23 protein-coding genes and 1 pseudogene are annotated in these 25,774 nt (G+C 67.4%); 13 read left to right on the top strand and 11 right to left on the bottom strand.

The window, feature by feature from the left end; genetic code table 11:
• Window positions 1-24 precede the first annotated feature (24 nt).
• Complete coding sequence (glyA, locus tag E8A12_RS15245; protein ID WP_293370324.1) at window positions 25-1,317, bottom strand: serine hydroxymethyltransferase; 1,293 nt, start codon at window positions 1,315-1,317, stop codon at window positions 25-27.
• Window positions 1,318-1,525: 208 nt separating this feature from the next.
• On the opposite strand from glyA, the gene E8A12_RS15240 reads away from it, so the two are divergent.
• From E8A12_RS15240 to E8A12_RS15230, 3 genes are read left to right on the top strand one after another with little or no spacing between them, the layout of a single operon-like run.
• Window positions 1,526-1,957, top strand: coding sequence for a MucR family transcriptional regulator (locus E8A12_RS15240; RefSeq protein ID WP_293370300.1), 432 nt, complete (start codon window positions 1,526-1,528; stop codon window positions 1,955-1,957).
• Between the two features lies 1 nt (window position 1,958).
• A complete protein-coding gene (locus E8A12_RS15235) occupies window positions 1,959-2,192 on the top strand; it encodes a hypothetical protein (protein WP_293370298.1) in 234 nt (77 codons plus the stop codon).
• 60 nt (window positions 2,193-2,252) lie between these two features.
• On the top strand, window positions 2,253-3,110 hold the full coding sequence (locus E8A12_RS15230) for a hypothetical protein (RefSeq protein WP_293370296.1): 858 nt from the start codon (window positions 2,253-2,255) through the stop codon (window positions 3,108-3,110).
• Here the strand turns inward: E8A12_RS15230 and hemA are convergent.
• The 5 genes from hemA to E8A12_RS15205 all read right to left on the bottom strand — a co-directional run bounded on the left by hemA (window position 3,107) and on the right by E8A12_RS15205 (window position 8,414).
• Window positions 3,107-4,333 (bottom strand): 5-aminolevulinate synthase, encoded by a 1,227-nt coding sequence (gene hemA, locus E8A12_RS15225; RefSeq protein WP_293370294.1) that lies wholly within the window; start codon window positions 4,331-4,333, stop codon window positions 3,107-3,109. The two genes, E8A12_RS15230 and hemA, sit on opposite strands and share 4 nt — an antisense overlap.
• Before the next feature lie 178 nt (window positions 4,334-4,511).
• A complete protein-coding gene (gene mmsB, locus E8A12_RS15220) occupies window positions 4,512-5,402 on the bottom strand; it encodes a 3-hydroxyisobutyrate dehydrogenase (protein WP_293370292.1) in 891 nt (296 codons plus the stop codon).
• 23 nt (window positions 5,403-5,425) lie between these two features.
• A complete protein-coding gene (locus E8A12_RS15215) occupies window positions 5,426-6,184 on the bottom strand; it encodes a methyltransferase (RefSeq protein WP_293370290.1) in 759 nt (252 codons plus the stop codon).
• Window positions 6,185-6,228: 44 nt separating this feature from the next.
• Window positions 6,229-7,278, bottom strand: coding sequence for an enoyl-CoA hydratase/isomerase family protein (locus E8A12_RS15210; protein WP_293370288.1), 1,050 nt, complete (start codon window positions 7,276-7,278; stop codon window positions 6,229-6,231).
• Window positions 7,275-8,414 carry an isobutyryl-CoA dehydrogenase gene (locus E8A12_RS15205; protein ID WP_293370286.1) on the bottom strand — a complete coding sequence of 380 codons (1,140 nt, stop codon included), beginning with the start codon at window positions 8,412-8,414 and terminating at the stop codon, window positions 7,275-7,277. Before E8A12_RS15205 ends, E8A12_RS15210 begins: the two co-directional genes overlap by 4 nt.
• A gap of 83 nt (window positions 8,415-8,497) precedes the next feature.
• Between E8A12_RS15205 and hemB the strand changes: the two genes are divergently transcribed.
• Window positions 8,498-9,514 carry a porphobilinogen synthase gene (hemB, locus tag E8A12_RS15200; RefSeq protein WP_293370284.1) on the top strand — a complete coding sequence of 339 codons (1,017 nt, stop codon included), beginning with the start codon at window positions 8,498-8,500 and terminating at the stop codon, window positions 9,512-9,514.
• 38 nt (window positions 9,515-9,552) lie between these two features.
• Window positions 9,553-10,749, top strand: a complete 1,197-nt coding sequence (locus tag E8A12_RS15195) for a glycosyltransferase family 4 protein (protein WP_293370282.1) — start codon at window positions 9,553-9,555, stop codon at window positions 10,747-10,749.
• A gap of 7 nt (window positions 10,750-10,756) precedes the next feature.
• Here E8A12_RS15195 and E8A12_RS15190 read toward each other — a convergent pair whose 3' ends face one another.
• The 4 genes from E8A12_RS15190 to E8A12_RS15175 form a co-directional block, all read right to left on the bottom strand.
• On the bottom strand, window positions 10,757-13,858 hold the full coding sequence (locus E8A12_RS15190; RefSeq protein ID WP_293370280.1) for an efflux RND transporter permease subunit: 3,102 nt from the start codon (window positions 13,856-13,858) through the stop codon (window positions 10,757-10,759).
• A 172-nt stretch (window positions 13,859-14,030) separates the two neighbouring features.
• Window positions 14,031-14,900, bottom strand: coding sequence for an alpha/beta hydrolase (locus tag E8A12_RS15185; RefSeq protein WP_293370278.1), 870 nt, complete (start codon window positions 14,898-14,900; stop codon window positions 14,031-14,033).
• A complete protein-coding gene (locus E8A12_RS15180; RefSeq protein WP_293370276.1) occupies window positions 14,897-15,403 on the bottom strand; it encodes a GNAT family N-acetyltransferase in 507 nt (168 codons plus the stop codon). The genes E8A12_RS15185 and E8A12_RS15180 overlap by 4 nt, the downstream gene beginning before the upstream one ends.
• On the bottom strand, window positions 15,404-16,261 hold the full coding sequence (locus E8A12_RS15175) for an NAD(P)-dependent oxidoreductase (protein WP_293370274.1): 858 nt from the start codon (window positions 16,259-16,261) through the stop codon (window positions 15,404-15,406).
• 92 nt (window positions 16,262-16,353) lie between these two features.
• Between E8A12_RS15175 and E8A12_RS15170 the strand changes: the two genes are divergently transcribed.
• From E8A12_RS15170 to E8A12_RS15140, 7 genes are all read left to right on the top strand, one after another.
• A complete protein-coding gene (locus tag E8A12_RS15170) occupies window positions 16,354-17,253 on the top strand; it encodes a flagellar motor protein MotB (protein ID WP_293370272.1) in 900 nt (299 codons plus the stop codon).
• 92 nt (window positions 17,254-17,345) lie between these two features.
• Window positions 17,346-18,113, top strand: coding sequence for an arginyltransferase (locus E8A12_RS15165; RefSeq protein WP_293370270.1), 768 nt, complete (start codon window positions 17,346-17,348; stop codon window positions 18,111-18,113).
• 8 nt (window positions 18,114-18,121) lie between these two features.
• Window positions 18,122-18,796, top strand: a complete 675-nt coding sequence (locus E8A12_RS15160) for a DnaA/Hda family protein (protein WP_293370268.1) — start codon at window positions 18,122-18,124, stop codon at window positions 18,794-18,796.
• A 64-nt stretch (window positions 18,797-18,860) separates the two neighbouring features.
• Window positions 18,861-21,086, top strand: a complete 2,226-nt coding sequence (locus E8A12_RS15155; RefSeq protein ID WP_293370266.1) for an RNA degradosome polyphosphate kinase — start codon at window positions 18,861-18,863, stop codon at window positions 21,084-21,086.
• Window positions 21,067-22,563 (top strand): Ppx/GppA phosphatase family protein, encoded by a 1,497-nt coding sequence (locus E8A12_RS15150; RefSeq protein WP_293370264.1) that lies wholly within the window; start codon window positions 21,067-21,069, stop codon window positions 22,561-22,563. The genes E8A12_RS15155 and E8A12_RS15150 overlap by 20 nt, the downstream gene beginning before the upstream one ends.
• A gap of 4 nt (window positions 22,564-22,567) precedes the next feature.
• Complete coding sequence (locus tag E8A12_RS15145) at window positions 22,568-23,557, top strand: D-2-hydroxyacid dehydrogenase (RefSeq protein WP_293370262.1); 990 nt, start codon at window positions 22,568-22,570, stop codon at window positions 23,555-23,557.
• A 125-nt stretch (window positions 23,558-23,682) separates the two neighbouring features.
• Window positions 23,683-23,805, top strand: a complete 123-nt coding sequence (locus E8A12_RS15140; protein WP_293370260.1) for a hypothetical protein — start codon at window positions 23,683-23,685, stop codon at window positions 23,803-23,805.
• A gap of 432 nt (window positions 23,806-24,237) precedes the next feature.
• Here E8A12_RS15140 and rnd read toward each other — a convergent pair whose 3' ends face one another.
• Window positions 24,238-25,419 carry a ribonuclease D gene (rnd, locus tag E8A12_RS15135; protein ID WP_293370258.1) on the bottom strand — a complete coding sequence of 394 codons (1,182 nt, stop codon included), beginning with the start codon at window positions 25,417-25,419 and terminating at the stop codon, window positions 24,238-24,240.
• A gap of 80 nt (window positions 25,420-25,499) precedes the next feature.
• Here rnd and E8A12_RS15130 point away from each other — a divergent pair.
• Window positions 25,500-25,774: pseudogene (locus E8A12_RS15130) on the top strand (phosphoribosylformylglycinamidine cyclo-ligase); the annotation flags it as partial.

The raw sequence follows: 25,774 nt of genomic DNA, 5'->3' as shown, positions 1-25,774 counted from the left end.
TGGCCCCCTTCGGCCGGCTAACCCCTATCCGTTGTAGATAGGGAAGCGCTGCGTCAACTGAAGAACTTCGCCGCGGACCTTCTGCTCGACGGCCGAATTGTCGCCGCCGGCCTTCAGTCCGTCCAGCACCTCGCCAATCCAGGTTCCGACCCGGCGGAACTCCGCCGGGCCGAAGCCGCGGGTCGTGCCGGCGGGCGAGCCGACCCTCAGGCCCGAGGTCTGCATGGCCGGCAGCGGATCGCCGGGGATCGAGTTCTTGTTGGTGGTGATCCCCGCGCGCTCCAGGGCGATCTCGGCGTCGGCGCCGCTGACTCCCTTCGGCGTCAGGTCGACCAGCATCAGGTGGCTGTCGGTGCCGTTGGAGACGATCTTGAAGCCGGCGCTCTGCAGGCTGTCGGCCAGTGCGCGGGCGTTTTCGATGACGTTGCGGGCGTAGACCTTGAATTCCGGCTTCAGGGCTTCTCCAAAGGCCACCGCCTTAGCAGCGATCACATGCATCAGTGGACCGCCCTGCAGGCCGGGAAACACCGCCGAGTTGATCTTCTGGTTCCACTTCTTGGAGTTGGTCATGATCATGCCGCCGCGCGGGCCGCGCAGGGTCTTGTGCGTCGTGGTGGTGACAATATGGGCGTGCGGGAAGGGGTTAGGATAGACCCCGCCGGCCACGAGGCCCGCATAGTGGGCGATATCGACCATCAGGAGCGCGTCGACCTCATCGGCGATGGCGCGGAACTGCTCGAAGTCGATGGCCCGCGAATAGGCCGAGCCGCCGGCGATGATCACCTTCGGCTTGTTGGCGCGGGCGACCTCCCAGGCCTGATCGTAGTCGATCAGGTGGTCCTGCATCCGCACGCCATAAGCGACCGGATTGAACCACTTGCCCGACTGGTTGACGCTCTTGCCGTGGGTCAGGTGGCCGCCGTGGTCCAGGTTCATGCCCATGAAGGTGTCGCCTGGCGTCATGGTGGCCATGAACACCGCCTGGTTCGCCTGGCTGCCGGAGTGCGGCTGGACGTTGACGTACTCGCAGCCGAACAGCTGCTTGGCCCGCTCGATGGCCAGGAGCTCGGCCTCGTCCACCACTTCACAGCCGCCGTAGTAGCGTTTGCCCGGATAGCCCTCGGCGTACTTGTTGGTCAGCGCGCTGCCTTGGGCTTCCAGCACGGCGCGCGAGACGATGTTCTCCGACGCGATCAGCTCGATCTGGTCCTGCTGGCGCTTCAGCTCGGCGTCCAGGATGCGCGCCAGGTCGGGGTCGCCCGCCTTCACGCCATCGCGGAAGAAGCCATCGGGGGAAGACTGGGCTTGCATGTGGATCGTCAAGGGCGGCGCCTTTCGGGCTGAAGAGTCGGGCGGCTGATAGGAATCTGGCGGCGGAGTGCGCTCTTTACCCGCAAATCCCGCTGGCCTCCACCGATGCGAGATGAAGGCGGGAACAATCTTGTCAGCCCTGCGTTGTGAGCTCACCCGCGGCGCCGGGTCGATCCGCGCCCAGGGGCGGTGCTGTGTCGGAAAGGGGGATCAGATGAGCCTTGGACCGGACCCGGAAGGGCCGACAGGCGAGGACCTGCTTCGCCTCGGAACGGGAATCGTCTCGGCCTTTGTCAGCCGTAACGCCATTCCCGCCGACGCCCTGCCGGAGGTCATCCGCACGGTGCATCAGGCGCTTGAAGGCCTGACCCACGACGCGGTCCCGCTGGTCGCCGAGCGGCCGAAGCCCGCGGTCCCGATCGGGCGAAGCGTGCAACACGATTTCATCGTCTGCCTCGAAGACGGCAAGAAGCTGAAAATGCTCAAGCGCTATCTGCGTTCGCGCTACGCGCTCAGCCCGGACGAGTACCGCAAGCGCTGGGGCCTGCCCTCGGACTATCCGATGGTGGCGCCGGCCTACGCCGCGCGGCGTTCAGATTTCGCCAAGCAGATTGGGCTGGGCCGGGGCGTGCGGCGGCGCAAGTAGGATGCATCGCCCCGGCCCCGACCTGAACGCCTTCGACGCCTGGGGATATGAGATTTTCGACCAGGACTACGCCGAGACCGGAGAGGTGGTTATCTGGTCGCGCTCGCCCCTGATCCCTCGGATCGGCGAGCTGTTCAACGTCGAGACCCTGGGCGAGTTGAACGAGCTTTCGGTGCGGCAGATCCAGACCTTCACCGGCGGCTGGACGGCGACCTGCCGCACCGAGGACCACTAGAGGGCGCTTCCGCGCGACGGCCGTGGGGTCTAGCCTCCCTGAAGACCATGGGAGGACACGATGAGCGTAGCCGACGCCGCACGGGTCTGGAACGGAGAGTTCCGTAAGCCCTGCAACTCCGCCGCCCAGGCCAAGGGCTCCATCCACGACGACGCTACCGCCTCGAAGCTGGGCTTCAAGGGCGGCACGGTCGCTGGCTCCATCCATATGGACCAGTTCGTCCCGGGCTTGGTCGAAATCTACGGTCCGCGCTGGTTCGAAAGCAGCGCCATGTCGCTCTACTTCACCCAAGCCACGGTGGACTCCGAGCCGGTCCGCGCCACGGTGGAGGCCGGCGACGAACGCTGCCGGCTCACCATGCACAACGAGGCCGGCGCCCAGATCTGCGAGGGCACGGCCGGCCTGGGCCACGACAACCAGTCTGAACTCTCCAAGCGGCTGGCCGCCCAGACGCCATCCGAGCCCGGCGCCTTGCGCATCCTGGCCGCCATGGAGCTCGGCGAGGAGCACCACGACCTGCCCGTCCGGATCGAGCCGGACGGCCTGGCCAGCTATCTGGAGCGGATCACCGAACCCCTGGCCGAGTACCGCGACGAAGCCGTGCTGCCGCCCGCCCAGATCGTCCATATGGCCCACATGACGCGCAAGGCGGTGCTGGCCAAGGCCGCCCAGCCATCGGTCGGCCTGTTCGGCGCCCTGGAAGTGGAAATGTTCGCTGGGCCGTTGCGCGCCGACGTCGACTACCTGGCCCGCACCAAGGTGCTGAAGTTCTCCGAGAGCCCGAAGACCGAAAATGTCTGGTACGAGGTGATCTTCACCGCCAAGGACGGCCAGACCAACAAAGCAGGCTCCGACCTTGGCCGGGTGCTCTACCTGCTGCGGCTCATGAAGGGCTCGTCGCCGCTGTGGGCGGCTTAGGCGGCGACGCCGCCGACGCGCTGGATGTTGCAGTGGACCCACAGCGTCTCCAGAGCCGCGACCAGATGATCCATCATCTCGTCGGTGTGGGCCGGTGACGGGGTGAAGCGCAGGCGCTCGGTGCCGCGCGGCACGGTCGGGTAGTTGATCGGCTGGACGTAAATCCCGTGCTCTTCCAGCAGGATGTCCGAGATCATCTTGCAGTGGACCGCATCGCCCACCAGCACGGGCACGATGTGGCAGACCGACGGCATCACCGGCAGGCCGGCCTTGATCAGCCGCGCCTTCAGGGACGCCGCGCGCTCCTGGTGGGCCACGCGGATCTCGTCGTGCGCCTTCAGGTAGCGGATCGAGGCCACCGCGCCAGCGGCCAGCGCCGGCGGGATCGAGGTGGTGAAGATGAAGCCGTCGGCGTAGCTGCGGATCGCATCGCAGATCACCGCGTCGGCGGCGATGTAGCCGCCCATGACGCCGAACGCCTTGCCCAGCGTGCCCTCGATGATGTCGATCTCGCCCATCATCCCGTCGCGCTCGGCGACGCCGGCGCCGCGGGGGCCGTACATGCCCACCGCATGGACCTCGTCGATGTAGGTCATGGCGCCGTAGCGCTTGGCCAGGGCCACGATCGCCGGGATGTCGGAGATGTCGCCGTCCATCGAATAGACGCTCTCGAAGGCGATCAGCTTGGGCAGCGCCGGATCGGTCGCCGCCAGCAACTCTTCGAGGTGTTCCAGGTCGTTGTGGCGGAAGATGTGCTTCTCGCCCTTGTGGGCGCGGATGCCGCTGATCATCGAATTGTGGTTCAGCGCGTCGGAGAAGATCACCAGGCCGGGCAGGATCTTGTGCAGGGTCGACAGCGACGCCTCGTTGGAGACATAGCCCGAGGTGAACAGCAGGGCGGCTTCCTTTTGGTGAAGGTCGGCCAGCTCACGCTCCAGCTGCACGTGATAGTGCGTCGTGCCCGAGATGTTGCGCGTGCCGCCGCTTCCCGAACCGCACTCGTCGATGGCGGCCTTCATCGCCTCGATGACCACCGGGTTCTGCCCCTGGCCCAGATAGTCGTTGGAGCACCACACGGTGACATCGGCTTCCGAACCGTCGTCTCGGGTCCAGGTGGCGCGCGGAAACTGCCCGCGATGGCGCTTCAGGTCGGCGAAGACCCGATAGCGGCCCTCCGAGCGGACCTTCTCAACGGCGGTTTCGAACGCGGAACGGTAATCCATCGACGTCTTTTCCCCGGGTCCCACGTTCGCTAGGTCGCGCGGGCGGCCGGTTCCCTCTGATGCGCCCCGGCGTTTTGGCGCCGTTGGCCAGTGTTGTCCACAATCCGACACGTCTTAGGACCGCACCTTTTGTCACGGACACCTGAGATTTGGTGAACGAATGTCACTAAGTCGAGTCTCAGGCCGGCGCATGGCCCCGGAAAAGCTCCAGGATCGCCGAGAAATCCTTGCCGCCGCCGCCAAGCCGATCGAACAGCGCATAGAGGCCTTCCGCCTGGGCTCCGAGCGGCGTCGCAGCGCCGGCCTTGGCGGCGGCTTCCTGCGCCAGCTTCAGGTCCTTCAGCATCATCGCCGTGGCGAAGCCGCCCTCATAGTTGCGGTTCGAGGGCGCCGTCGGCACCGGGCCCGGCCAGGGGCAGTAGCTGGTCAGGCTCCAACTCTGGCCGGAGGACTTCGACGCGATCTCAAAAAACCGCTCCGGCTCAAGGCCGAGCTTTTCCGCCAGCGCGAAGGCCTCGCAGGTGGCGATCATCGTGGCGCCCAGCACCATGTTGTTGCAGATCTTGGCCGCCTGCCCCGCGCCGTGATCGCCGGCCCGGATGGTGATCCGCGACATGGGCGCGATCAGCGCCTCCACCGCCGGGAAATCCGCCTCGGCGCAACCGACCATGAACGCCAGCGTCCCGGCCTCGGCGCCGGCCTGGCCGCCGGAGACAGGCGCGTCGGCGAACCGGAACCCGGCCTCGCTGACCTGTTTGGCCACGGCGCGGGCGCTCTCGACGTCGATCGTCGAGCAGTCGATCATCAGGGCGCCCGGCTTGGCGTTGGGGATGATCTCGCCCGCATAGATGCTGCGCACATGCTGGCCGGCCGGCAGCATGGTGATGACCGCGTCGGCGGCCTTCACCGCCTCGGCGGCGGAACCGGCGGCGACGCAGCCCGCGCCCACCGCCTTCTCCAGTGCGGCCTTCGACAGGTCGAAGGCCTGGACCTCATGCCCCGCCTTGGCCTGGTTGGCGGCCATGCCGCCGCCCATGTTGCCAAGGCCGACGAAGGCGATGCGGGTCATGAAATCCCTCTTAACTCAGAAGCTTACTTGGGTTTGCGGAACTTATAGACGAACTGATCAGTCTGGCCCTGGGAAAAGCCGTCGCGAATCCCCTTGGTATGGTCGTCGGCGGGGTTCTTGAGAACCGTGCTTTCGCCTTCGTACTTGAAGCCCGCGGCGGTCACTTCCTGCTTCACCACCGCCGGATCGATCCGATGCAGCGTCTTGGTCGAGTTCGGATCGCCGGGATTGGCCACATGGTCGAGCACGATGAAGACGCCGCCGGGCTTCAACGAATTGTAGATCGCCTTGTCGAAGGCCAGCATGTCGATGCCGGCGATGTTCTTGACGTCGTGGTAGTTCTGCGAGGTCCAGATCACATCCGCCGGGGTCGGGACGGACAGGCCAGCCTGCAGCGGCTGATGGATCGACTTCACGTTGGCGTAGGCGGGATCGGCGGCCAGGACGTCGATGGCCGGTGGCGGCGCGGGCTTGGCCGGATCCTGCGGCGGCCGCGGCGGACCGCTCACGGCGTAGACCACGCCCTTGGCGCCGACGGCCTTCGAGAACACGCGGGTGAAGTAGCCGCCGCCTGGCAACATGTCGACGACGGTCATGCCGGGCTTCACGCCGGCGAACTCCATCATTTCCGCAGGCTTGCGGTCGGCGTCGCGCTTGGTGTCAGCCTCTGGCCGAGCCTTGTCGGCGACCGCGGCGGTGATGTAGCCGGCGGGCGCGGCGTAGGCGGCCGCGGCGGTCACGCCCACGGCCAGAGCGGCCGCAAGCAGGAGATTGGATTTCATTCGTCGTCCTCCCGATGGCGGTCCGTTCGGGAGCCGCCCTGACGTCAAGGTAAAGGCGTCCACTCGTCAACGGAAGGCAGGGGCGCGAAAATGCCTTCGATGAGCGCTTCGGAGACCGCTTCCAGCGTCGGCGGCTCCCAGCGGGGCGCATTGTCCTTGTCCAATATCACGGCGCGGACGCCCTCCAGGAAGTCGTGCCGCTGCACCACCCGCGCGCCGATCCGGTACTCCATGGCCATGTTGTCGGCGAACCGGGTCATCGCACCGCCCAGTTTCAACTGGTGGAAGGCGACCTTCATCGTCTGCGGCGACTTGGTGGCCAGGATCGCCAGCTGATCGCGCGCCCAATCGGTGTCGGCGGCGTTCAGCGCCGCGACGATGGCTTCGACACTGTCGCCCGCGAACAGGTGCGCGATCTCGTCGATGTGCGCGGCCAGCGGTGGGCGGCCGGCGTCGCCCTCGAACTCGGTCAGGACCGTCTCGATCGCATCGGGGTCGGCCAGGATCGCCGCCTTCAGCGAGGGGATCTGGGCGCTCTCCACATAGTCGGTAGCAATGCACGTCAGCTCGCAGTCGGCAGCCTTGATCCGGGCTCCGGTGAGCGCCAGCCAAAGGCCGATGTGGTCGCTCATCCGCGACAGGTACCAGCCCCCGCCGACATCCGGGAACAGGCCGATCCCCGTCTCGGGCATGGCGAACGTGGTGCGCTCGGTCGCCACCCGGAATCGGCAGGGCCGTGACACACCGACCCCGCCGCCCATGGTCACCCCGTCCATGATCGCCACCAGCGTCTTCGGATAGTCGTGCAGCAGGGCGTTCAGCCGATACTCGATGAAGAAGAATTCGCGCGCCAGCTTGCCGTCGGCCGCGCCGCTCTCGGCCAGCATCCGGATGTCGCCGCCAGCGCAGAACCCACGATCCCCGGCGTGGTCGATCAGCACCAGCCGCACCTTCGGGTCGTCGATCCAGGTGACCAGCGACTCGGTCATCAGCCGGCACATGTTGGTGGTGAGCGCATGCAGCGCCTGCGGCCGGTTCAGCGTGATCCGTCCGACCGAACCCTCGATGCGGGTGATGACTTCGGGTTCGCTCATTGCCGGAACAGCTCCCGTGCGGTGATCACCCGCATGATCTCGTTGGTGCCTTCGAGGATCTGGTGGACCCGCAGGTCGCGCACGATCCGCTCCAGCGGGAAGTCGCGCAGGTAGCCGTAGCCGCCGTGCAGCTGCAGCGCCTGGTTGGCCACATCGAACCCGGTGTCGGTGGCGAGCCGCTTGGCCATGGCGCAATACTGGGTGGCCTTGGGGTCGCGGTTGTCCAGCGCGTGGGCGGCGCGGCGCACCATCAGGCGCGCGGCGTCGAGGTCGGTGGCCATGTCCGCCAGCCGCCACTGCAGGCCCTGGAAATCCTTCAGCGCATTGCCGAACTGACTGCGGGTCTCCAGGTGCGCCTTGGCCGTGTCGAGGGCGAGGCCCGCGCCGCCCAGGGAGCAGGAGGCGATGTTGATCCGCCCGCCGTCGAGCCCGGCCATGGCGAACCGGAACCCCTCGCCTTCCGCCCCGATGCGGTTGGGCGCCGGAATGCGGCAGTCGTCGAAATTGACCTGCGCGGTGGGCTGCGATTTCCAGCCCATCTTCTTTTCCTGGGCGCCGAACGACAGGCCGGGGGTCCCGGCCTCGACGATTACCGCTGAAATGCCCTTCGGCCCCGGCCCGCCGGTGCGCACCATCACGACGTAGATATCCGAGATCCCCGCGCCGGAGATGAAGGCCTTGGACCCGTTCAGGACGTAGTGATCGCCATCCAGCCGCGCCGTGGTCTTCAGCGCCGCCGCGTCCGAGCCCGAGCCCGGCTCGGTCAGGCAGTAGGAGGCGATATAGTCCATGGTGGTCAGCTTCGGCAGGAAGCGGTGGCGCAGCTCCTCGTCCCCGAACCGGTCGATCATCCAGCTCGCCATGTTGTGGATCGAGATGAAGGCCGCCGTCGACACATCGCCATAGCTGAGTTGTTCGAAGACGATCGAGGCGTCGAGCCGGGAGAGCGCCGAGCCGCCGACGTCCTCGCGCACATAGAGGCCCGCAAAGCCCATCTCGGCGGCCTTCTTCAGCACGTCGACGGGGAAATGGCTGTCCTCGTCCCAGCGGGCGGAATGGGGCGCGAGCTCCGCGGCGGCGAAGGCGCGCGCGGCGTCCTCGATGGCCCGCTGGTCGTCGGTCAGGTTGAAATCCATGCGCGCGGAGTCAGCGCGAGCCGGCGTGGCTGTCAATCGCGGAAGGCTTGCTTTCGCGCGGTCCTCGGGTGCAAACGCGCGTCATGACCAAAGCGCCCCTCGCCGCCTACCCCGCCCTGCGCCTGCGACGCCTGCGTCAGGCCGACTGGATCCGCCGGCTGGTGCGCGAGACGGTGCTGACGCCCGCCGACCTGATCTGGTCGATGGTGGTGCACGAGGGCGAAGGCGAAATTCCGGTGGCCGCCATGCCAGGCGTCAGCCGCCTGTCGGTGACAGGCTGCGCCGCTGCCGCGAAACAGGCCAAGGCGCTGGGCATTCCGGCCATCGCGGTCTTCCCGCACATCGACGGCTCGAAAAAGGACGCCCGCGGCTCGCTCGCGCACGACGAGAACGGCCTGATCGCCAACGCGGTGAAAGCCATGAAGGACGCCGCGCCTGAGGTTGGGATCATGTGCGACGTGGCGCTGGACCCCTTCACCGACCATGGCCACGACGGCCTGATCGAGAACGGCAGGATCCTCAACGACCCGACCATCGAAGCCCTGGTCGCTCAGGGCCTGATGCAGGCCAAGGCCGGCTGCGACATCCTCGCACCCAGCGACATGATGGACGGCCGCTGCGGCGCGCTGCGGCAAGCACTCGAGGCCGAGGGCCTGCAGGACGTGATGATCATGTCCTACGCCGCCAAATACGCCTCGGCCTTCTACGGCCCTTACCGCGAGGCGATCGGCTCCGGGAAGCTCGGCACGGGGTCGGTCGAGAACCCCGGCGACAAGAAGACCTACCAGATGGACAACGCCAACCACGCCGAGGCCCTGCGCGAGGTCGCGCTCGACATCGCCGAGGGCGCGGACATGGTGATGGTCAAGCCGGGGATGCCGTACCTCGACATCGTCCGTCAGGTGGTCGACGCCTTCAACATGCCGACCTTCGCGTTCCAGGTCTCGGGCGAGTACGCCATGCTGATGGCGGCCGCCCAGAATGGCTGGCTCGAGGAAGAACGCGCGATCATGGAATCGCTCGGCGCCTTCAAGCGGGCCGGCGCGGCGGGCGTGATCACTTACTTCGCGCCGCGCGCGGCGAAGCTGCTGGGGGCATAGCCGACGCGCGCGCCAGCGAGCGCCCGGCGGCAGATCCAATGGACAGGCGAACGACCTATATCAACTGGGGCGTCTCCAGCTTCTTCGGGTGGGGAGTCTATGGCCTGAATCTGGCGCTCAACTGGTGCGATGATCCCGACATCGAGCCTGTCGGCGCCTACGTCATGACGCCTGACCAACTGGCGGTCGATCCGCTGCGCCAACGGCTGATTGACAGTTTCCTCGCCACATCGAACGCCTTCCAGGCGCGCCTGAAGCCATTTCGCGAGCGTGGCGTGACGGTGGAAGGGACGGTGATCAGCCATTTCAATCACAATTTCCGGCTGTCGCTATCGGCGAACGACGTCGCCCTTGAGGGCAAACCCTCCATCGCCGCGACCTTCTTCGAGACTGCGCTGATATCCACCGACTCCGTGCAGCGGGCGGCGGCCTTCCCCGCGGTGGTGACCGGCTCCACCTGGAACGCCCAGGTCCTGCAGGCCCATGGGCTCCAAAACGTGCGCACGGTCATCCAGGGGATCGATCCGACCCTCTTCCACCCGGCGCCGCGCCAAGGCGTCTTCGGCGACCGTTTCCTGGTGTTCAGCGGCGGAAAGCTGGAGCGCCGCAAAGGCCAGGATATCGTCATCGCCGCGTTTCGACGGTTTGCCGAGCGGCGCCCGGACGCCCTGCTGGTGTCGGCCTGGGGGAACTTCTGGCCGGCGAGTTCGGCCACGATCAACGACACCGACCTGGCCGAACCCTGCGGGTTCGCCCCGAACGGCGACGCCGATGTCGCCGGCTGGGCGGCCGCCAACAACATCGCCCCGGACAATTTCTTCGCCCTAGGCTTCGTTCCCAACGCCCATTTGCCGACTGTCTTGCGGGAGATGGACGTGGCGCTGTTCACCAATCGCGCAGAGGGGGGCACCAATCTGGTGGCGATGGAATGCATGGCGTGCGGCGTGCCCACGATCCTTTCGCGAAACACGGGCCACATCGACCTGATCGAGGACGACAACTGCTATCCTCTAAACCAGCAGGGCGAGCTCGCCGGTTTCGAAGCCGGGTCCCTCGGCGTCCCCGGCTGGGGCGAAAGCGACGTCGATGAGGTCGTCGAGGCCCTGGAACGCGTCTACGCCCATCGCGCCGAAGCGCGCGAGCGCGGCCTGCGCGGCGCCGCCGACATCGGACGATACAGCTGGGCCAAGACCGCACGTGAGATGAAGGCGATCGTGCTGGAGACCTCGACCTAGCTCCGCCCTACGGCTTCTGCGGGAAGAACCGCAGGATCAGGACGAAGAACAGCGGCGTGAAGAAGATGGCCAGCGCGGTGGCCGAGAGCATGCCGCCGACGACGCCGGTGCCGATGTCGTTCTGGCTGCCCGCGCCGGCGCCGGTGGAGACGGCCAGGGGGAAGACCCCGGCCATGAACGCCAGCGACGTCATCAGGATCGGGCGCAGACGCTGGCGCGCAGCGTGCAGCGCGGCCTCGAGAGGCGTCATGCCGCCCTCGCGCCCCTCCAGCGCGAACTCCACGATGAGGATGGCGTTCTTCGCGGCGAGCCCCATGGTGGTGAGCAGCCCCACCTGGAAATAGACGTCGTTGTAGAGCCCCCGCAGGCTGGCCGCGAGCAAGGCGCCCACGACCCCGAGCGGCAGGACCAGCACCACGGCAAGCGGGATCGTCCAGCTCTCGTAGAGCGCGGCCAGGCACAGGAACACGACGAGGATCGAGAGCGAATAGAGCAGCGGCGCCTGCGAACCTGCGGCCTGTTCCTGCAGGGAAAGGCCGGTCCATTCCGAGCTCACGCCGTGGGGCAGCTTGGACACCATCTGCTCGATGGCGCTCATGGCGGCGCCGGAGCTCTTCCCCGGGATCGGCTGCCCCTGGATCTCGAAAGAGGGCACGCCATTGTACCGGGTCAGCTGGGCCGGTCCGTAGATCCAGCTCACCTTCGAGAAGGCGGAGAACGGGGTCATGCTTCCGCTGGCGTTGCGGACATACCAGCTGAACAGGTCGTCGGGCTTGGTGCGGAAGGGCGCGTCGCCTTCCATGTAGACGTGCTTGACGCGGTCCTTATCGACGAAGTCGCCGATATAGGTGGCGCCCCAGACGTTGCTGAGCGTGATGTTGATGTCCGCCTGGTTGACGCCCATGGCTGCGGCATGGGTGGTGTCCACATCGACGTGGATCTGCGGCGTGTCCTCAAGGCCGTTTGGCCGGACGGCGACCAGGTCCGGGTCGGCCTGGGCCATGCCGAGCAGCTGGTTGCGGGCCGCGAGGAAGGCTTCATGGCCGAGCCCTCCGCGATCCTCCAGCTGCAGGTCGAAACCGGTGGCGTTGCCCAGCTCCTGCACCGCTGGAGGCACCACCACGAAGATCTGCGCATCGCGAACGCTGGAAAAGGCGGCCATGGCGCGCTGGGCGATAGCGGGCGCGCGGTTGGCCGCGCCCTTGCGGACATCCCAGCCCTTGAGTTTCAGGAAGCCGATGCCGGAATTCTGGCCCGAGCCGGCGAAGTTGAAGCCGGCTACGGTGAACAGCGCGCTGACATTGTCCTTCTCATCGACCAGGAAGTGATGCTCGACGGTTCGCAGGGCGTCCAGGGTGCGGGTCTGGACCGCGCCCACGGGCAAGGTGATCTGGGCGAACATCGCGCCCTGGTCCTCGTCAGGCAGGAAGCCGGTGGGCATGCGCACGAACAGGATCGCCATGACCAGCACGATCGCGCCGTAGACCGCCAGCGCCGGCCACGGCCGGCCGATCAGCCAGTCGAGGCTTTGCCCGTATCTTTGGCGTGACCGGTCGAAATTGCGGTTGAACCAGCCGAAGGGTCCGCGCTGGGTCGGCCCCCCGGCCTTCGGCGCCTTGAGCAGGGTGGCGCAGAGCGCCGGCGTGAGGATCAGGGCCACCAGCACCGACAGCACGATCGCCGAGACCATGGTCACCGAGAACTGGCGGTAGATGACGCCGGTCGAGCCGCCGAAGAAGCCCATGGGCGCCAGGACCGCGGCCAGGACCATGGCGATGCCGGTCAAGGCGCCGGTGATCTCGTCCATGGACTTGCGGGCAGCGTCCCGGGGCGACAGCCCCTCCTCGCTCATCAGCCGCTCGACGTTCTCCACCACCACGATGGCGTCGTCGACCAGCAGGCCGATCACGATGACCACCGCGAACAGAGTCAGGGTGTTGATCGAATAGTGGAACAGCGCGAGCGCGCCGAACGTGCCCAGCAGCACCACCGGGATCGCGATGGCCGGGATCAGCGTCGCACGCCAGTTCTGCAGGAAGACGAAGAGCACGATCACCACCAGCACCATCGCCTCGGCGAGGGTCTTGATGACCTCCTGGATCGAGATGCGCACGAAGGTCGTGTTGTCGACCGGGAAGGACAGTTTCATGCCGGCCGGCAGGTTCTGGGCGAGCTCAGTGGCGCGGGCCTTCACGGCGTCGGCGGTGGTAAGCGCATTGGCGCCCGGTGCGAGCTGCACGGCGACGCCGGCGGCGGGATGGCCATCCAGCCGGCTCACGGAATCGTAGCTGTCGCTGCCCAGTTCGACGCGGGCCACATCGGCCAGGGTCACGAGGCCGCCGTTGAGTTCGCTGCGGACGACAATCTTGCGGAACTCGTCCGCCGTGGTTAGCCGCGATTGGGCCGTGACGGTGGCGTTCAACTGCTGGCCCTGCACCGTTGGCAGCCCGCCAACCTGGCCGGCGGAGACCTGGATGTTCTGCGACTCGATCGCCGCCTGGACGTCGGCTGCCGTCAGTTGCAGGCCGTCCAGCTTGTAGGGGTCGAGCCAGATCCGCATCGCGTGCTGGGCGCCGAAGGCCTGAACATTGCCCACGCCGTCGACCCGCGACAGGGGGTCTTGGAAATTGCTGACGATGAAGTCGGCGATATCGAAGTTCGTGTAGTGCTCCGAGGGGTCAGACAGGGCCACGATCAAGAGGAAATTGGTCCGCACCTTGGCCACGGTGACGCCCAGCTGCTGCACCTGCGGCGGAAGCAACGGCGTGGCCGCCTGCACCTTGTTCTGCACCTGCACCTGGGCGATGTCCGGATTGGTGCCGGGCTTGAAGGTCGCGGTGATGGTGAGCTGGCCGCTGGAGCTGCTGTTCGACGAGAAATAGAGCAACCCATCCAGGCCGTTGAGCTGTTGCTCGATCACCTGGGTCACGGAGGTCTGCAGGGTCGCAGCCGAGGCGCCGGGATAGTTAGCGATGATCGACACGGCCGGCGGGGCGATATCGGGATATTGCGCCACCGGCAGGCTGCGCGCCGCCAGCGCGCCGCCCAGCATGACGACCAGGGCGATCACCCAGGCGAAGATCGGATGGTCGATGAAGAAACGCGACATCGGGCGAGCCTACGTCCCGCCCAAGGCGACACGGCGTGTTCTGGGTGAGAGGAAAGACCAGTCTTCGAGACTGGCTCCTAGTCGATAAGGCGTACGGGTCAAGTCGATCCGCCAGGCGAAGCCGCGAGACGCCGTTCCGCCAAACAGCACGGAGGGCGATCGCCGCTGACAATCACCGCGGCGTCGCCAGCCAGTCCCGAAGGATCGCATTGACCTTCTCCGGGGCCTCCTGCTGCACCCAGTGGGAGACATTCGGCAGGCGTTCGATGGTCAGGTCGCGGACGTAGTCGTCCGTGCCGTCGAGCAGTTCGATCCCGAGGGCGGCGTCTTCCTCGCCCCAGACGATGAGCGTCGGGGTCTCGATCACCGGCCAGGGGCCGCGGAGCTTTCCGCCCATGCGAAGCGCGGCGCGGTACCAGTTGACCATCCCGCGGATCGCGCCGGGCCCCTGAGCGTCCTTGGCGTAGCGGTCCAGCACGTCCCTGGTGAAATTCGTTTTGTCGATGGCCATGCCGTGGAAGGCGTTGCGGATCGCGCGTGCGTCATTGGCGGTCATCGCCCGCTCCGGCAGCCCCGGAAGCTGAAAGAAGAACATGTACCAGGACTTCCTCATCTGAGCCCAATTTCGCCTCAACTGGCCGGCCATCACCGCCGGGTGCGGCACATTCATGATCACCAGCCGCTCCAACGGCCGCACGCGGTTGGCGGCGAAGGTCCAGGCCAGGCCCGCGCCCCAGTCGTGGCCGATCAGGGTGACGCGTTTGGCGCCGCTGGCGTCGATCAGGGCGGCCACGTCCTCCATCAGCCTATCGATCAGATAGGCGGAGATTTCGCGGGGCTTGGGCTCGGTCCCGCCATAGCCGCGCAGGTCCGGCGCCCAGGCGCGGTAGCCCATTTCAGAGAGCAGCGGCAGCTGATGGCGCCAGGAGAACCGGCTCTCCGGAAAGCCGTGCAGGCAGAGCGCCAGGTGGTCGCCCTCGCCCGCCTCGTCCACGGCGAAGTCGAAGCCGTTGGCGGCAACCCGGCGGGTCGCGATGGTCATGCCGGTTCGGTGGTGAAATAGGCGCTGTCGTGGTCGTAGCCCGGCAGGCGCATGAGGCCGGCGTTGCGCAGGCCGATCTTCTTCAGCACGGCGATCGAGCCCAGGTTGGCCGGCGTGGTGATCGCCACGATGACTGGCAGCCCCAGGGTCCCGCGGCCGTAGGCCAGGGACGCCGCCGCGGACTCCGAGGCATAGCCTCGGCCCCAGAAGGCTTCCAGGAAGGCGTAGCCGACGTCCGGATGTTGCAGGCCATCGCGCTTGACCAGGCCGCAGAGTCCCGCCGCCTCACCGGTCGCCGTGATATCGCAGCGCCAGAGGCCGAAGCCGTTGGCCGCGTAGCCCGCCTGGGCGCGCTCGATGTAGCTCTTGGCGCCATCGAGGTCGCGCACGCCTCGGTCGCCGATATTCTCGCGGAAGCCGCGGCTCATCAGCAATTCGAGAATGAAAGGCGCGTCCTCGGCCGTGAGTTCACTGAGGATCAGGCGCTCGGTCGCCAGGATCACTCAGGGCTTCTCCAGGCGGGCCACTAGGCTAGAGGTGTCCCAGCGCCGGCCGCCCAGCGCCTGGACCTCCTCGTAGAAGCCGTCGACCATGCGGGTCATGTCGAGCGCCGCGCCGTTGCGCCCGGCCTCGTCCAGGACCAACCCAAGGTCCTTGCGCATCCAGTCAACCGCGAAGCCGAAGTCGAACTTCCCCTCGCTCATGGTCTTCCATCGGTTGTCCATCTGCCAGGACTGGGCCGCGCCCTTGGAAATGGCGTCATAGACGAGCTGCGGATCGAGGCCCGCGCGCTTGGCGAAATGCAAGCCCTCGGCCAACCCCTGGACCACGCCGGCGATGCAGATCTGATTGACCATTTTGGCGAGTTGCCCCGCTCCCGTAGGGCCCATCAGCTTGGTCGCCTTGGCGTAGGCGGCGATCACCGGCTCGGCCTCGGCGAAGGCCGCCTCGGTCCCGCCGCACATGATGGTGAGCTGGCCGTTCTCCGCGCCGGCCTGGCCGCCGCTGACCGGCGCATCCACGAAAGATCGGTCGGCCCTGACCGCCAGGTCCGCCATCTCGCGAGCGACAACAGCCGAGGTCGTCGTGTGGTCGACGATCACGCCGCCATGCGCCATCGCCGGCAGAGCTTCCGCCACGACCTGACGCACGTCGTCGTCATTGCCGACGCAAAGGATGAAAATCTCGGCGCCCGCCGCGGCCGCGGCCGCGGTCCCACCGGCGCGCCCGCCATGCGCCTCAACCCAGCGGGCGGACTTTTCGGGGCTGCGATTATAGACCGCCATCTCATGGCCCGCCTTGGCCAGATGCCCCGCCATCGGGAAGCCCATCACGCCGAGACCGGCGAACGCCACCTTCATCTCAGATCCGCTCCTTAACCCTGTGTGCAACGCCATCTTAACGGGAGGCCGTGCATGTGAATCCCTCGTAACAGGCTTCCTCGGGGCGGACCATGTCGGCGGGCGGCGAACGGCCGATCATCATCAAGCGGATCAAGAAGGGCGGCGGCGGTGGTCACCACGGCGGCGCCTGGAAGGTCGCCTATGCCGACTTCGTGACGGCCATGATGGCGTTCTTCCTCCTGATGTGGCTGATCAACACCACCAGCCCCGAGCAGAAGCGCGGCATCGCCGACTACTTCGCCCCGGCCTCGGTCTCTGAGACCACCTCCGGCGCCGGCGGCATCCTGGCGGGCACGGCGCTGGGCAACGAGGGCACCAAGCAGAACGGCTCGCAGGCTATCGTCCAGGACGCCAGTCCCGACGTGAAGAACCCCAGCGACGGCAAGTCCAAGGACGGCGCCAAGGCCGCCGACCCAGCCGCCGACCAGGCCAAGCAGGATCAGGCCAAGCAGGAGGCGGCCGCGTTCGCCTCCGCCCAGCAGTCCCTGGCCCAGGCGCTGCAGGACATGCCGGAACTCGCCGAACTCTCGAAGAACATCATCGTCGACCAGACGCCAGAGGGGCTGCGCATCCAGCTCGTGGACCAGGAAGGCCGCTCGATGTTCAACCAGGGCACGGCCGTTCCCAACGATCGCGCCAAGCTCTTGCTGCGGGCGATCGCCAAGATCGTCAACCAGCTGCCCAACCGGATCAGCATCTACGGCCACACCAGCGCCAATTCCGGGGGCGGCAAGACCAAGGGCGACTGGTCGCTTTCGCAGGGCCGCGCCGACGCCTCGCGCAATATCCTGGAAGGCGCCGGCGTCGATGACGACCGCATCTATCAGGTCAGCGGAAAGGCCACAAAAGACCCGCTTTACCCCGACGACCCGACCCTGCCAGGCAACCGTCGGATCGCCATCGTGTTGATGCGTGAGGCGCCTGTGCTGCCCCCGGACCGCGGCCCTTAGCCACGCTTCGATTGCGGCCCTGCAACAGCCCTTGCGCCGGGGCGCGGCATGACGCCTAATCGAGGCAATCCGTAGAGGGCGACGGCAATTCCGTGACGCAACATTTCCCGTCTCGACAGCTCAGGTTCTTCCTGACCGCCCCGTCGCCGTGCCCCTATTTGCCCGAGCGCTACGAGCGGAAGGTGTTCGCCCACCTGCCCCTGAGCGACGGCGCCAGCGTCAACGACAGTCTGACCCAGGTGGGCTTCCGCCGTTCGCAGAACATCGCCTATCGCCCGGCGTGCGAGGCCTGCACGGCCTGCGTTTCCGCGCGGATCCCGGCGCCCGACTACGTCTTCTCGCGCTCGGAGCGCAAGGCGATCGCCCGCAACGAAGACCTGGAGCGCCATCTGGTCGAGGCCGAGGCGACCATGGAGCAATTCGACCTCCTGCGCCGCTACCTCACCACCCGCCACGCTGACGGCGGCATGGCCGAGATGACCTGGCCGGACTACGTGGCCATGGTCGAGGACACTGCGGTCCGCACCCACATCATCGAATACCGCACCAAGCCAAAGGACCGCGGGCCCGGCGAACTGGTGGCTTGCGCCCTGGTGGATGTGATGAGCGACGGGCTCTCGCTGGTCTACAGCTTCTACGACCCGACCCAGAGCCGCCGCAGCCTGGGATCCTTCGTGATCCTCGACCATGTGGTCCAGGCCTGCCTGACCGGCCTGCCTTACGTCTATCTTGGCTATTGGGTGCGCGGCTCGGAGAAGATGGACTACAAGGTCCGCTTCTCGCCGATCGAACTGCTGAAGCCCGAGGGCTGGACCCTGGTGGTCGGCGGCGCGGCCAAGGCCGCGAACGACACGCTCTAGGACCGATCATGGCCCGGCAGCTTCGGCTGAGCCTTCGCAGGCCGACCGTCCATTCCCGCGAGGAATTCGTCCGCGGCGTCTCCAACGCGCCGGCGTTGGACGCGCTCGACGCCTGGCCGCGCTGGCCGGGCGGCGCCCTGGCGCTGGTCGGGCCCGAGGGGGTCGGCAAGACCCATCTGGCCCGCGCCTGGGCCGCCGCCACGCAAGCGGTGATCCTCGATCGGGACGCGCCCGACGTGACCGCAGCCGGCGGACGGGCCGCTCTGCTGGAAGACGTCGACCGGGGCGCGCCGGACGAGGCGCTGTTCCACCTGATCAACCAGGCCCAACGCGATGGGGCGAGCCTGCTGCTGACGGCGCGGATCGCGCCGGCCGCGTGGAAATGCGCCCTACCCGACCTTCGCTCGCGCCTGAACGCCATGCTGGTGGCCGAGATCGGGCCGCCGGACGACGACGTCTTGACCGGCGTCCTGCGCAACTTCTTCCGTGAACGGAACATTCGTCCCCACGACGATGTCTATCCCTATCTCCTGAGGCGCATGGAGAGGTCAGTCCCCGGCGCGCAAGAGATCGTCCGGCGCCTCGACGAGACGGAAGACGGCCTGATGCGGCCTGTTTCACGCGTCCTGGCGCGCGAAGTGCTGGACGACGGTACGGAAAATCTTGACCTTTTCGAGGGATGACTTGAAGCCGTCACAACCAGGGCTCAAAATCTTGCGACCGTCATCTCTCCGGAGCGCCAAAGGCATGAGCTACGCCGAGCCGATCGCCACCGCGTCGAACGACGCGGGCGTTGCGGACGCGGCGGAGCGGACGTCGCTCGCCTGGGACGAGGACCTGGCCGCCTCGCCTGCGCGGTTCTTCAACCGCGAGCTCTCCTGGCTGGCCTTCAATCGGCGGGTCCTGGCCGAGAGCAAGAACCCGCGGCATCCGCTGCTGGAACAACTTCGCTTCCTGGCGATCAGCGCCAACAACCTCGACGAATTTTACATGGTTCGCGTGGCCGGCCTGCGCGCCCAGGTCCGCGAGGGCGTGCGCGCGCCCAGCCAGGACGGCTTGACGCCCGCCGAGCAGCTCGAGCGTGTGAACGCCGAGGCCGCCGACCTGATGGCTGAGCAGCAGCGCCGCTGGCGCGACCTCTGCGCCGAATTGGCCGACCAGCGCCTGCACCTGGTGCAGGCGGGCGAGGTCACCAACGCCGAGTTGGACGCGCTGGAAGAGCCGTTCATTTCGCAGATCTTTCCGGTGCTGACGCCGCTGGCCATCGACCCGGCGCACCCATTCCCATTCATCCCGAACCTGGCCTTCTCCCTGGTGCTGAAGCTGCGCCGGCTCTCCGACAGTCGCGTGCTCTACGCCCTGGTGCCGATCCCCGCGCAGGTGGCGCGGTTTTGGGAGCTGCCGGCTCAGCATCGCGGCCGCCGCAAGGGCGAACGCCGTTTCGTCTCACTGGAGGCCCTGGTCAGCCTGTTCCTCGACCACCTGTTCCCCGGCTGCGAAATCCAGGCGCAGGGCGTCTTCCGCGTGATCCGCGACTCGGACGTGGAGATCCTGGAGGAAGCCGAAGACCTGGTGCGCGAGTTTGAGCTGGCGCTGAAGCAACGGCGCCTCGGCAGCGTGGTGCGCGTGGAGATCGACGCCTCCATGCCCGAGGAGTTGCAGGGCTTCATCACCTCCAGCCTGCACGCCGAACCGCAGGACATCATCCAGATCGAGGGCCTGCTGGGCCTGGACGAGCTGACCCAGCTGATCCCGGCCGATCATCCCGAGCTGAAGTTCAAGCCCTTCGAACCGCGCTTCCCAGAGCGCATCCGCGACCATGGCGGCGACTGTTTCGCGGCGATCCGCGAGAAGGACATCTTAGTCCACCACCCGTTCGAGAGCTTCGACGTGGTGGTGCAGTTCCTCAGGCAGGCCGCCCGCGACCCCAACGTCCTGGCGATCAAGCAGACGCTCTACCGCACCAGCCACGACAGCCCGATCGTCGCGGCCCTGATCGAGGCGGCGGAGGCCGGCAAGAACGTCACCGCGGTGGTGGAGATCAAGGCCCGCTTCGACGAGGCGGCGAACCTGAAGTGGGCCCGCGACCTGGAACGGGCGGGCGTGCACATCGTCTTCGGCTTCGTCGAGTACAAGACCCACGCCAAGCTCTCGACCGTGGTGCGGCGCGAGGGCGACGTCCTGCGCAGCTACTGCCACTTCGGGACCGGCAACTACCATCCGATCACCGCGCGCTTCTACACTGACCTGTCGCTGTTCACGACCGACCCGGCGCTGGGCCGCGACTCCGCGCGGCTGTTCAATTTCGTCACCGGCTACGCCCAGCCGGAGGGCCTGGAGAAGCTGTCCTTCTCGCCGATCACCATGAAGCGCGACCTCCTGGCGCTGATCGCCAACGAAGCGACCCACGCGCTGGAGGGCCGCCCAGCCGGCATCTGGGCGAAGATGAACTCCGTGGTCGACCCGCAGATCATCGACGCCCTCTACGCCGCCAGCCAGGCCGGCGTGGAGATCGACCTGGTGGTGCGGGGCATCTGCTGCCTGCGCCCCGGCATCCGCGGCCTCTCGGAAAACATCCGCGTGAAATCGATCGTCGGCCGCTTCCTTGAACACGGCCGGATCGTCGCCTTCGCCAACGGCGCGCCCCTGCCGTCGTCGGAGGCCCGCGTCTACATCTCCTCTGCCGACTGGATGCCGCGCAACCTCGACCGCCGCGTCGAGGCCCTGACGCCCATCGAGAATCCCACCGTCCACCAGCAGGTGCTGCAGCAGATCATGCTGGCCAACCTGAAGGACGAGGCCCAGAGCTGGTTCCTGAACGCCGTGGGCCACTACAGCCGCGACCCGTCCTGGGACCATCCTTCCGCATTCTCCGCGCACGAGTATTTCATGACCAACCCCAGCCTTTCGGGTAGAGGGCAGAAGGTGAAGGACATGCCGCGCGCGATCGATCATGTGGCCTCGCGGGGATAGCAGGCCAGATTCCCGGCAGGCCGCCGTCATCGACGTCGGTTCCAACTCGGTCCGCCTGGTGATCTACCGGCTGGACGGGCGCGCCATCTGGACCGTCTACAACGAAAAAGCCCTCGCCGGCCTCGGCCGCGACCTGCCGTCCACCGGGCGGCTGTCGCCCGACGGCGTCGAGGTGGCCCTGACCGCCATCCGCCGGTTCCGCGCCCTGCTCGACGGCTGGAAGGCCGAGGACGTCACCGCCGCCGCCACCGCCGCCGTACGCGAAGCCGCCGATGGGCCCGCCTTCCTGAAGCGGGTGCGCGAGGAGACCGGCCTGATCGTCCGCCTGCTCACCGGCGACGAGGAGGCCCGCTACGCCGCCATGGGGGTGATCGCCGGCCAGCCGGACGCGCAAGGCGTGGTGGGCGACCTCGGCGGCTCAAGCCTGGAGCTCATCCGGCTGGGCGCCTCCGGCGCGGACGACGGCGCGACCCTCCCGCTCGGCCCCTTCGCGCTTGGCGCGCCGCGGCCGCTCGATCCTGACCGCACCGCGAAGCTGATCGAGGCGGCGCTGACGCCGCACGCCAACCGTTTCGCCACCCGCCATTTCCACGCGGTCGGCGGCGCCTGGCGCAACCTGGCGCTTTTCCAGATGGAGCTGGCCGATTACCCGCTGCATGTCGCCCATCAGTACGAGATGAGCCGCGCCGACGCGCTAAGCGTCTCGCGGCTGGTGGCCCGCCAGTCCCGCGCCTCGCTCGAGCGCATGCAGGGCCTGTCGAAGAAGCGGATCGAGACCCTGCCCTATTCCGCCGTAGTGCTGGAGGCCCTGATCGAGGCCCTGGGCGTCGAGCGGATCACCATCTCAGCCTTCGGGGTGCGCGAGGGTCTGCTGCTGGAGGCCATGGCTCCGGACGTTCGCAGCCGCGATCCGCTGATCGAGGGTTGCGAGGCCCTGACCGCCGCGCGGGGCGTCCCATCGGAGCTGGGCGGGGCGCTGGAGGCCTGGCTGACTCCGGCGTTCGAGAAGCTGTCGCCCGTCTTCGGCGCCCGTGACCCGGTCCTGTTGGCCGCTGCCAGTCGGCTGGCCGATCTCGGAGCCCGCCTGCACCCCGACCACCGCGCGGACCTCGCCTTCGAGCAGGTGCTGCGCGCGCCGATCGCGGGCATGAACCATCCCGAGCGCGCCTTCCTGGCCAGCGTCGCCTTCTCGCGGCACACCTCGGCCACCACGCCGCCCGAGGCGGAAGCCGTCTCTCGGGTGATCGGCGCGGAGCGCCGCCAGCGAGCGCGGGCCCTTGGCGCGGCGGTGCGGCTGGGCTGCGACCTTTCGGGGCGCAATCCACGGCTGCTGGAGAAGTCCAGCCTGACCATTCAAGGCGACCGGCTGACGCTGACCGCCGCCGCCGGCTGGACCGACATGCTGCTCGGCGACCAGACCGCCAAGCGCGCCCAGACGCTGGCCTCGGCCCTGAAACTGAAACTCGAACTTGGATGAGCCCATGCAGATCCTGATGACCCAGGCGGCCTATAGGCGCGTGGCCGAGCGGTTGGCCAAGGTTGCGCCGGACGCTGAGGTGGTCACCGCCGCCGCGGAGGACGCATACGAGCTCAACGGAAATCCCATCGACAAGGACGCCATCGACCCCGAAGTCGTCTGGCTCAGCCTCGACAGCCACGCCTCGGGAACCCTCGGCGGCCTCTACGGCCGGCTTATGAAGGCGCAGGCGCCCCGCTGGACACAGATCATGGCCGCCGGGATCGACAACCCGATCTTCCGCAATATCCTGGAGAAGGGCGTCCGCCTCACCAAGTCTAGCGCCCAGGCGACGCCGATCGCCGAATATGTCGTGGCCCACGCGCTGAGCCTGCAGCTGCCAATCCAGCAAGCCGCCGCACTGCAGGCCAAGCACGAGTGGAAATCGACGCCTTACCACGAGGTCGCCAAGACCCGCTGGCTGATGGCCGGATTCGGCAACATCGGTCACGAAATCGCCAAGCGGATCAAACCTTTCGGGGTGCATCTTACGGTCGTGCGCCGCAGCCCGGCGGCCCAAGGCGACCTGGTCGACCAGGTGATCACGCTGAAGGACATCGAGAGCGAACTGCCGCAGGCCGACGTCGTCGTGCTGGCCTGCGCGCTCAACGACGAGACCCGCAATATGTGCGATGGGGCCTTCTTCGCGGCAATGAAGCCGGGCGCGGTTCTGATCAATATCGGCCGCGGCGGCCTGGTTGACGAGGACGCCCTGAAAGCCGGCCTCGACCGCGACCAGCCGGGTCACGCCGTGCTCGACGTCTTCCAGACCGAGCCGCTCCCCGCCGACAGCTGGTTCTGGGACCATCCGAAGGTGCGGGTCACCGCGCACAGCTCCAACTCCGGCGACGGCAACCTCGGTCGCGGCGACGAGCTGTTCCTGGAGAACCTGCGCCGTTACCTGGCCCAGGAACCGCTGCTCAACGAGGCGGCCAAGAGCGAGGTCGGCCTCTAGCCCTCTCGGTTTGACCGAGCTCAAGGCCGACGAGCCCACGCTCGCCGACAGTCATCGCCGCCGCACTCGGCTACGGCAGCCATCGATGAAGGTCGCGACGATGAGCCATACGCCCCACGCCCTGCATGAGGATTTTCCCGAGGCTGGAAGCCGGCCTCGAAACGGTCGCCGACGAGGTCCTGGAGGATGCGAAGAAGCTCCGCGTGACCATGAAGGACGAGATCGCCGCCGCGCTGGCGCGGGTCTAACCCTGCGCGCATAGCAAGAGGGCGGCGCCTCGGTTGCCCGAAACACCGCCCTCTGAACCAGATCCGTTGGGGGATCTGAGCCTTTGAGGTCGAGGAACCCTTAAGCTCCGCCAGGTTACCCCGGATCGGCTTCAAGACCGCCTCGGTGTCCCCGAGGATCGGCAGCTTCGGGTCGCCCCTGGCTTCCTACCCCCCAGAGCCTTCTGCCCGCTTCTCGGTCCGGTCTCCCGGTCCGCCGCGCCGCAGTCCCTCTCGGCAAGTGGAGATTTGCAAAAGCCCGGGCGGCCCGCAATGGGCCGGTCGGATGGGGCTGTGAGCGCAGTTCGGCGAGCACGGTGGATGACCTGTGGAGAACCCTGTCGAGAGAGACCAAACGCCCGCGAAATCAATTGCGTGACGCTTATCCTCAGGAACCGGCGGAGCGTCCGGGAATCAGCCCGCGGTGGCCGTCTTGGGCGCGCGGCGGACCTCGACCACCCGCACGCGGGCGCCGTCGAGCACCAGAGCGAGTTCGCCGCGCTTCAGCTTGAGCGCGTCCTCGCCGAACGCCTCGCGGCGCCAGCCCTTGAGCGCTGAGGTGTCGGCCTCGTCGTCATTGGCGATCTGCTCCAGGTCGGAGACAGTGGCGATCAGCTTTGAGGCCACCCCGGCCTCCTCGGCCCGCGCCTTGAGCAGCACCTTCAGCAGTTCCACCACCGCGCCGGCGGCCGGCGACGGCGGTGCGCGGTGACGCTCGACCACCGGCGCGTAGGCCTCGGGGTCCTTCAGCGCCTCGCGGATCGCCGCCAGGAGATCAGGTCCGAACCGCGAGCCGGAGAAGCCCTTGGGCACCGAGCGCAACCGGTCGAGCTGGTCGGCGTCGGTAGGCGCCTGAGTGGCGACCTCATCGATCGCGTCGTCCTTGAGGATGCGGCCGCGCGGCTGGTCGCGGGTCTGGGCCGTGCGCTCGCGCCAGGCGGCGACGGCCTTGTAGACCGCCATGTACTTGGCGGTGTGCTTTCGCGGCCGAAGCCGCTTCCAGGCGTTCTCCGGCTCGACGTCATAGACCGCCGGGTCGGTGAGATTGGCCATCTCGTCGGTGACCCAGGCGATGCGGCCCTCCTTCTCCAGACGCTCGCGCAGGATCGGGTAGAGGCTGGCCAGGTGGGTTACGTCGGCGAGCGCATAGGTCAGCTGGTTGTCCGACAGCGGCCGGCGCGCCCAGTCGGTGAAGCGCGACGACTTGTCGAGCTCGATCTTCAGCATCTGGCGGACCAGCGCGTCATAGGCGATCTGCTCGCCGAAGCCGGCGGCCATGCCCGCAACCTGGGTGTCGAACAGCGGCCGAGGCATGGCGGCCAGGTTGTTGAAGATCTCAACGTCCTGCCGCGCCGCGTGGAACACCTTCAGGATCGTCTCGTCGCGCAGAATGACCAGGAACGGTTCCAGGTCCATTTCCTCGGACAAAGGATCGATGCAGGCCTCCACGCCATTGGCGCCGGCGGCCTGGATAAGGCAGAGCTTTGGCCAGTAGGTCGTCTCGCGCATGAACTCGGTGTCCACGGCGACGAACGGCTGGCCTTTGAGCTTCTCGCAAAACACCGCCAGTTCCGCGGTGGTCGTAATCGGAGTCATCGATTAGCTATAGCCCTGCGAGGCGGCGAGTCTGCAAGTCCGTGTTTCGCATGCCGTGTTTTTCTCACGAAGGCGTCCAGATGTCCGAACGGCCCAACGGCCTCACCTATGCCCAGGCCGGCGTCGACATCGACGCGGGGAATGCGCTTGTCGAGCGCATCAAACCCCTGGCCAAGTCCACCCGGCGCGCCGGGGCGGAGGCCTCGCTTGGCGGGTTCGGCGCGCTCTTCGACCTGAAGGCCGCGGGCTACGTCGATCCCCTGCTGGTCACAACCACCGACGGGGTCGGCACCAAGCTGAAGGTGGCGATCGAGACCGGCATCCACGACACAGTGGGCATCGATCTCGTGGGCAT

The sequence above is a fragment of the Phenylobacterium sp. genome, assembly GCF_004799395.1.
Taxonomy (GTDB): domain Bacteria; phylum Pseudomonadota; class Alphaproteobacteria; order Caulobacterales; family Caulobacteraceae; genus Phenylobacterium.
This window is presented reverse-complemented; position numbering and strand designations above follow the sequence as displayed.

Bases quoted from the DNA above. Each gene is read 5' to 3' on its own strand.
- E8A12_RS15240 (WP_293370300.1), top strand. From the start codon at position 1,526: ATGAGCCTTGGACCGGACCCGGAAGGGCCGACAGGCGAGGACCTGCTT.
- E8A12_RS15235 (WP_293370298.1), top strand. From the start codon at position 1,959: ATGCATCGCCCCGGCCCCGACCTGAACGCCTTCGACGCCTGGGGATAT.
- E8A12_RS15230 (WP_293370296.1), top strand. From the start codon at position 2,253: ATGAGCGTAGCCGACGCCGCACGGGTCTGGAACGGAGAGTTCCGTAAG.
- hemA (WP_293370294.1), bottom strand. From the start codon at position 4,333: ATGGATTACCGTTCCGCGTTCGAAACCGCCGTTGAGAAGGTCCGCTCG.
- mmsB (WP_293370292.1), bottom strand. From the start codon at position 5,402: ATGACCCGCATCGCCTTCGTCGGCCTTGGCAACATGGGCGGCGGCATG.
- E8A12_RS15215 (WP_293370290.1), bottom strand. From the start codon at position 6,184: ATGAAATCCAATCTCCTGCTTGCGGCCGCTCTGGCCGTGGGCGTGACC.
- E8A12_RS15210 (WP_293370288.1), bottom strand. From the start codon at position 7,278: ATGAGCGAACCCGAAGTCATCACCCGCATCGAGGGTTCGGTCGGACGG.
- E8A12_RS15205 (WP_293370286.1), bottom strand. From the start codon at position 8,414: ATGGATTTCAACCTGACCGACGACCAGCGGGCCATCGAGGACGCCGCG.
- hemB (WP_293370284.1), top strand. From the start codon at position 8,498: ATGACCAAAGCGCCCCTCGCCGCCTACCCCGCCCTGCGCCTGCGACGC.
- E8A12_RS15195 (WP_293370282.1), top strand. From the start codon at position 9,553: ATGGACAGGCGAACGACCTATATCAACTGGGGCGTCTCCAGCTTCTTC.
- E8A12_RS15190 (WP_293370280.1), bottom strand. From the start codon at position 13,858: ATGTCGCGTTTCTTCATCGACCATCCGATCTTCGCCTGGGTGATCGCC.
- E8A12_RS15185 (WP_293370278.1), bottom strand. From the start codon at position 14,900: ATGACCATCGCGACCCGCCGGGTTGCCGCCAACGGCTTCGACTTCGCC.
- E8A12_RS15175 (WP_293370274.1), bottom strand. From the start codon at position 16,261: ATGAAGGTGGCGTTCGCCGGTCTCGGCGTGATGGGCTTCCCGATGGCG.
- E8A12_RS15170 (WP_293370272.1), top strand. From the start codon at position 16,354: ATGTCGGCGGGCGGCGAACGGCCGATCATCATCAAGCGGATCAAGAAG.
- E8A12_RS15160 (WP_293370268.1), top strand. From the start codon at position 18,122: ATGGCCCGGCAGCTTCGGCTGAGCCTTCGCAGGCCGACCGTCCATTCC.
- E8A12_RS15155 (WP_293370266.1), top strand. From the start codon at position 18,861: ATGAGCTACGCCGAGCCGATCGCCACCGCGTCGAACGACGCGGGCGTT.
- E8A12_RS15150 (WP_293370264.1), top strand. From the start codon at position 21,067: ATGTGGCCTCGCGGGGATAGCAGGCCAGATTCCCGGCAGGCCGCCGTC.
- E8A12_RS15145 (WP_293370262.1), top strand. From the start codon at position 22,568: ATGCAGATCCTGATGACCCAGGCGGCCTATAGGCGCGTGGCCGAGCGG.
- E8A12_RS15140 (WP_293370260.1), top strand. From the start codon at position 23,683: ATGAGGATTTTCCCGAGGCTGGAAGCCGGCCTCGAAACGGTCGCCGAC.
- rnd (WP_293370258.1), bottom strand. From the start codon at position 25,419: ATGACTCCGATTACGACCACCGCGGAACTGGCGGTGTTTTGCGAGAAG.